This is a genomic window from uncultured Chryseobacterium sp., assembly GCF_936933875.1.
Taxonomy (GTDB): Bacteria; Bacteroidota; Bacteroidia; order Flavobacteriales; family Weeksellaceae; genus CAKZIK01.
Map to the genome: position 1 here is coordinate 1 of NZ_CAKZIK010000076.1, position 6,016 is coordinate 6,016.

Sequence of the window (6,016 nt, forward strand, 5' to 3'; positions counted from 1 at the left end):
TAAGATCACGCCACTGCACTCCAGCCTGGGCAACAAGGCGAGACTCTGTCTCAAAAAGAAAAAAAAATAAAAATAAAAATAAAAAGAAGTGGAGGAATATTAAATGCAATATAAAAGCTTTTTTTATTTTTAAGTTCAAAAAAGAAAGCAAAACATAAATGATGATAACACAATCTTATTTGACAGATTTAACTTATAAAATCAACGGAGCTTGTATTGAAGTGCACAAACATTTAGGTTCTGGCTTATTAGAAAGTGTTTATTGTGAAGCTTTGAAAGAAGAATTTGCTTTAAGAAATATTAATTTTAAATCTGAATTTAGAATTAATGTTATTTATAAAGAAAAGAGTCTAAATTGTGATTTCAGATGTGATTTTTTGATTGAAGATATAATTGTTTTGGAAATTAAGTCAGTCAAAAAGTTTGATGAAATGCATAAAGCTCAACTCTTAAATTATATGGGATTATTAAAAGTTCCGAAAGGAATTCTTATTAATTTCAATGTGAAAAATATCTTTCACGAAGGACAAGAAACATTTGTCAATAAATATTACGAACAATTAATGTGATTTTTTATAAACCACAAAAGTCACAAAAGAAAGAGCAAAAATTCTCTTTTTAAAGTAGAATGCTAAACCTTATTTTATCTTTAAAAATCAGATTGATTTCTCTTCAAAAAACTTTTGTGACTTTTGTGGTTCAAAAATAAAACAATAAAAAAGTAAAATGAAAATAGGAATACTTTGCTATCCAACTTACGGCGGAAGCGGAATTGTAGCAACAGAATTAGGAATGAGTTTAGCCGATAAAGGCTTTGAAGTTCATTTCATCAGTTCAGCTTTGCCAGCACGTTTGGATGTTACCAATCCGAATATTTTTTTCCATAAAGTTAACGTTCAGACCTATCCGTTGTTCCAATATCAGCCTTATGATATTGCATTGTCATCGATGATTTATCGTGTGGTTAATCTTTATAAACTGGATATTCTTCACGCACATTATGCGATTCCTTATGCTTATGCGGCATTTACGGCGAAGCAAATGTTGAAAGCAGATAACAAAGATATTCCTTTGGTAACAACGCTTCACGGGACGGATATTACGTTGGTTGGACAACATCCGAGTTATAAACACGCTGTTGAGTTTTCTATTAATCAAAGTGATGCGATAACTTCGGTTTCCGAGAGTCTGAAAAAAGATACGCTTCAGTTTTTTAATATTCAGAAAGACATTCAGGTGATTACCAATTTTATTGATAATTCTGAATTCGAAGAATGTACGACTTGTCAAAGAGAACAATTTGCGAGTGATGATGAAAAAATCTTGATTCACGTTTCCAATCTTCGTCCAGTGAAAAGAATTCAGGATGTTCTAGAGATTTTCAAAAACGTCAATAAAAAAGTCAAGTCAAAACTAATTATTATTGGCGAAGGTCCGGAAATGGAAAAAATCTCCGAGTTTATGGAACATAATCCAGATTTGATTGGAAAAATCAAATTGCTTGGAAAAGTCAATAATCTATATCATATTTTACAGCTTTCTGATGTGTTTCTTTTACCTTCTGAGCAAGAAAGTTTTGGTTTGGCTGCGTTGGAAGCAATGGCGGCAAGAACACCGGTTATTAGTAGTAATGCCGGCGGAATTCCGGAAGTTAATATCCAGGGAGAAACCGGATTTTTGGCAGAAACCGGAAATGTAGAAGCGATGTCCAATTATTGCATCAAACTTTTGAGCGATGAAACTCTTCTTTCCGAAATGAAGAAAAACGCAAAAGCACAAGCCATCCATTTTGATTTGAAGAATATTCTTCCGATTTATATTGAGATGTATCAGAATACGATTGCCAAATTTGAAGAATCTAAATTAATAAATGCTGGAAATAGTTAATTTACATTCATAAAAAATATGTAACTTAAACCTTTCAAAGTCAAACCTTTGAGAGGTTTTTTTATAATAAAACTAATAACAAGATGAATGAAGACATATTGCAATACCTTTGGAATTTTAAGAAATTTCGGAACTTTGATTTTATCTCCACAGACGGAAGAAAAATTGAAATTTTAGAATTTGGAGAATGGAATAAGAATTCTGGACCAGATTTTCTCTTTGCAAAAATCAAGATTGATGATATTATTTTTGCCGGCAATATTGAGATACATACCAAAGCTTCGGATTGGTTTTTTCATAATCATTCTGGCAATCCTGAGTTTGGAAATCTAATTCTGCACGCTGTTTATATCAATGATTGTAATATTCCCGAGTTGGAACAACATAACATTCCGACTTTGGAACTCAAAAGTTATATTGATGAAGAACTGATTCAAAAACATCAAAATCTGAAAGCCGAACATTCTTTTATAGCTTGTGAAGAGTTATTTGATAAGAATAAAATTCCTTTATTTTTTGAAGAAACTGTTTTGCTCAAAAAGTTAGAAGCCAAGTCACAAATCTTCCAAGAATCGCTAAGCAACAATCAAAATAATTATGAAGCAGTTTTGTTTCAAAATCTGGTTTATACTTTCGGATTAAAAGTGAATGCAGAAATTTTTCTTCAGATGGCAGAAAGTTTGGACTTTTCGGTTATCCAAAAAATCAAGCAAAATCATGTTCATTTAGAAGCTTTGTTTTTTGGAATCTGTGGATTTTTGGATCATCCTTCAGACGAAAAAATGCAAGTTTGGAAACGAGAATTCGATTTCTTAAAAGTGAAATTTAACTTATCTGATTTTAGAATTCATCCCAAATTTTCAAAGCTTCGTCCACCGAATTTTCCCACAGTCCGATTGTCGCAATTAGCCAATCTTTACCATTCTCAGCCTAACCTTTTCTCAAAACTGATTGAAGCCAAAACGATTGAAGATTTATACAAGATTTTCAAAAATGTCAAAGCTTCCGAATATTGGGATAATCGGTTTAATTTTGGAAAGATTTCAACAGTCGAAAGTAAGAAATATCTTAGTCAGGATTTTATTGATTTGATTATCATTAATACGATCTTGCCGATGAAGTATTTCTATCATAAAAATCATAATCCGGAAATAGTTGATGATATTTTTGATTTCTACAAACAGATGAAACCAGAGAAAAATTCGGTTTTGGATGAATGGAAACAGTTAGGAATGAAATTCGAAAATGCGTTGGAAACACAGGCTTTTCTTTATCAATACAAGCTTTTCTGCAATCATAAAAAATGCTTAAATTGCAGTGTTGGTTTTCAGCTGCTGAAAACATAAGATTAATCAGACTAAAGAAATGAAAGAGCCTAAAATTATCAATGGTTTGCGCCATAAAATGGAAAGAGAATGGTTTGGCGTTTTGACCAGATACGGAACCAAACTCGGAATACCAGTTTCCAAACTTCGCGTTTTCTTTATCTATTCTACGTTTGCTACTGCCGGGATTTTCTTTTTGTTTTATCTAGGCTTGGCATTTATGCTTTGGATCAAAGACTGCATCGTGACGAAGAGACCAAGTGTTTTTGATTTGTAAACCTATAAATATGTCTGTGCTTCGCATCTGTTTTTGAGACTCTTTATTCCACAAATTTTTTGCAACTTCGTTGCTTCATAAAATAAAAAAAAATCCGATTGAAAGCTCAATCGGATTTGTATTTTAAAAGAAGTCTAGTCTAGCTTCTAAATTTAATTTTTATTATTAAGAATTAGCTGTAGAAAGGTTAGCCACTGCAAATTCGCGGTTCATTCTTGCGATGTTTTCCAAAGAGATTCCTTTTGGACATTCTACCTCACAAGCTCCGGTGTTGGAACAGTTTCCGAATCCTTCTTCGTCCATTGCTTTTACCATATTCAGAACTCTTCTTTTTGCTTCTACACGACCTTGAGGTAACAATGCGAACTGAGAAACTTTTGCACCAACGAACAACATTGCAGAACCGTTTTTACAAGTTGCTACACAAGCTCCACAACCAATACAAGCAGCAGCATCCATCGCTTTGTCTGCATCTTCCTTAGGAACCAGAATTGCGTTTGCATCCAAAGTATTTCCAGAAGTATTCACAGATACGAATCCACCTGCAGCCATTACTCTGTCAAATGCACTTCTGTCAACCACCAAATCCTTGATCACAGGAAAAGCAGCACTTCTCCAAGGTTCTATATGGATTGTTTCGCCATCTTTGAAATGACGCATATGCAGCTGGCAAGTGGTGATTCCTGTATCTGGACCGTGCGCTCTACCATTGATGTAAAGTGAACACATTCCGCAGATTCCTTCTCGACAATCGTGGTCAAAAGCAACTGGGTCTTTCCCCTGGTTGATTAATTGCTCATTTAGGATATCCAACATTTCTAAGAATGAAGAATCTGTAGAAACATCAGAAATTTTATAAGTTTCGAATTGCCCCTTCGATTTATTATTTTTTTGTCTCCAAATTTTCAGCGTAAGATTTAAGCCTTTTTTTGCACTCATTTTTATATATTTTTGAATGGAGATTATTTGTAACTTCTTGCTTTTACTTCGATGTTTTCGTACACCAATTCTTCTTTGTGCATCACTTCCTGATTAATGTCTCCACCTTTATATTCCCAGGCAGCAACATACTTGTAATTCACATCATCACGTTCCGCTTCTCCGTCTGGAGTAGCGTGGTCTTCGCGGAAGTGTCCACCGCAAGATTCGTTTCTGTTAAGCGCATCGATAGCCATCAGTTGTCCTAGCTCAAGGAAATCAGCAACTCTAAATGCTTTTTCCAGTTCTGGGTTCAGGTTATCCGCATCGCCAGGAACTTTCACATTTTGCCAGAAGTCTTTTCTTACTTCCTCGATTTCTCTGATTGCTTCTCTCAAACCCTCAGGTGTTCTTCCCATACCTACTTTGTTCCACATAATGTTTCCCAATTGTTTATGGAAATGATCGACAGAATGGGTTCCTTTATTAGTAAGGAAGAAATTGATTTTATCCTTAATGTCTTTTTCAGCATTAGTAAACTCAGGCGTTTCAGTCGGGATCTTACCTGTTCTGATGTCAGCAGAAAGATAATCTGCAATGGTGTAAGGTAAAACGAAATATCCATCTGCCAGACCCTGCATCAGCGCAGATGCTCCCAATCTGTTCGCTCCGTGGTCTGAGAAATTAGCCTCACCAATCACAAAACATCCAGGGATTGTAGATTGCAAGTTATAATCAACCCAAACACCACCCATTGTGTAGTGAACCGCAGGGTAAATTTTCATTGGTGTTTTATAAGGATCGTCTGCTGTGATTTTCTCATACATCTGGAAAAGGTTTCCGTACTTTTCCTCTACCCATTTTTTACCAAGTTCATAAATCTGCTGATCTGTAGGGTTATGGATATGTTTTTCAATAGCCGCTTCTTTTCCTTTTTTCATGATTTCTGTAGAGAAATCCAGAAAAACGCCTTCCTTGGTATCGTTATTTTCTATACCGAAACCGGCATCACATCGTTCTTTTCCAGCTCTGGAAGCCACGTCTCTTGGAACTAAATTTCCAAAAGCAGGATATCTTCTTTCCAGATAGTAATCTCTATCTTCTTCTTTGATATTTTCTGGTCTCAGTTTACCTTCTCTGATGGCTACAGCATCTTCAATCTTTTTAGGAACCCAGATTCTTCCTGAATTTCTAAGAGATTCTGACATTAGTGTCAATTTTGATTGTTGTGTTCCGTGAACAGGAATACAAGTCGGGTGAATCTGTACGAAACAAGGATTTGCGAAATATGCTCCTTTTTTGTGGATTTTCCACGCGGCAGAAACATTGGAGCCCATTGCGTTTGTGGAAAGGAAATAAACATTTCCATAACCACCTGAAGCGATTACTACAGCGTGAGCAGAATGTCTTTCTATCTCACCTGTAACAAGATTTCTTGCGATGATTCCTCTTGCTTTTCCGTCTACGATAACAAGATCCATCATCTCGTGACGGTTATACATCTGGATTCTACCTTTACCGATTTGACGGCTCATTGCAGAATAAGCACCTAATAATAACTGCTGACCAGTTTGTCCCTTGGCATAGAAAGTTCTTTTTACCTGAACCC

At 35.2% G+C, this 6,016-nt stretch carries 6 protein-coding genes; 4 read left to right on the forward strand and 2 right to left on the reverse strand.

Annotated elements, in window-relative coordinates:
- The first annotated feature begins 158 nt into the window (after positions 1–158).
- The 4 genes from Q0252_RS10675 to Q0252_RS10690 all read left to right on the forward strand — a co-directional run bounded on the left by Q0252_RS10675 (position 159) and on the right by Q0252_RS10690 (position 3,489).
- Complete coding sequence (locus Q0252_RS10675) at positions 159–569, forward strand: GxxExxY protein (RefSeq protein WP_297986118.1); 411 nt, start codon at positions 159–161, stop codon at positions 567–569.
- Between the two features lie 157 nt (positions 570–726).
- Positions 727–1,887, forward strand: coding sequence for an N-acetyl-alpha-D-glucosaminyl L-malate synthase BshA (bshA, locus tag Q0252_RS10680; RefSeq protein ID WP_297986121.1), 1,161 nt, complete (start codon positions 727–729; stop codon positions 1,885–1,887).
- An 83-nt stretch (positions 1,888–1,970) separates the two neighbouring features.
- Positions 1,971–3,233, forward strand: coding sequence for a DUF2851 family protein (locus tag Q0252_RS10685; protein ID WP_297986123.1), 1,263 nt, complete (start codon positions 1,971–1,973; stop codon positions 3,231–3,233).
- Between the two features lie 34 nt (positions 3,234–3,267).
- Positions 3,268–3,489: a PspC family transcriptional regulator gene (locus tag Q0252_RS10690; RefSeq protein WP_089769048.1), complete on the forward strand. Its 222-nt coding sequence runs from the start codon at positions 3,268–3,270 to the stop codon at positions 3,487–3,489.
- A 165-nt stretch (positions 3,490–3,654) separates the two neighbouring features.
- Here Q0252_RS10690 and Q0252_RS10695 read toward each other — a convergent pair whose 3' ends face one another.
- Together Q0252_RS10695 and Q0252_RS10700 are read right to left on the reverse strand one after the other, a co-directional pair.
- Positions 3,655–4,428 carry a succinate dehydrogenase/fumarate reductase iron-sulfur subunit gene (locus Q0252_RS10695; RefSeq protein WP_297986125.1) on the reverse strand — a complete coding sequence of 258 codons (774 nt, stop codon included), beginning with the start codon at positions 4,426–4,428 and terminating at the stop codon, positions 3,655–3,657.
- A 23-nt stretch (positions 4,429–4,451) separates the two neighbouring features.
- Positions 4,452–6,016: FAD-binding protein (locus Q0252_RS10700; protein ID WP_297986126.1), on the reverse strand; the 1,565-nt coding region annotated here is incomplete at its 5' end.

Bases quoted from the DNA above. Each gene is read 5' to 3' on its own strand.
- Q0252_RS10675 (WP_297986118.1), top strand. From the start codon at position 159: ATGATGATAACACAATCTTATTTGACAGATTTAACTTATAAAATCAAC.
- bshA (WP_297986121.1), top strand. From the start codon at position 727: ATGAAAATAGGAATACTTTGCTATCCAACTTACGGCGGAAGCGGAATT.
- Q0252_RS10685 (WP_297986123.1), top strand. From the start codon at position 1,971: ATGAATGAAGACATATTGCAATACCTTTGGAATTTTAAGAAATTTCGG.
- Q0252_RS10695 (WP_297986125.1), bottom strand. From the start codon at position 4,428: ATGAGTGCAAAAAAAGGCTTAAATCTTACGCTGAAAATTTGGAGACAA.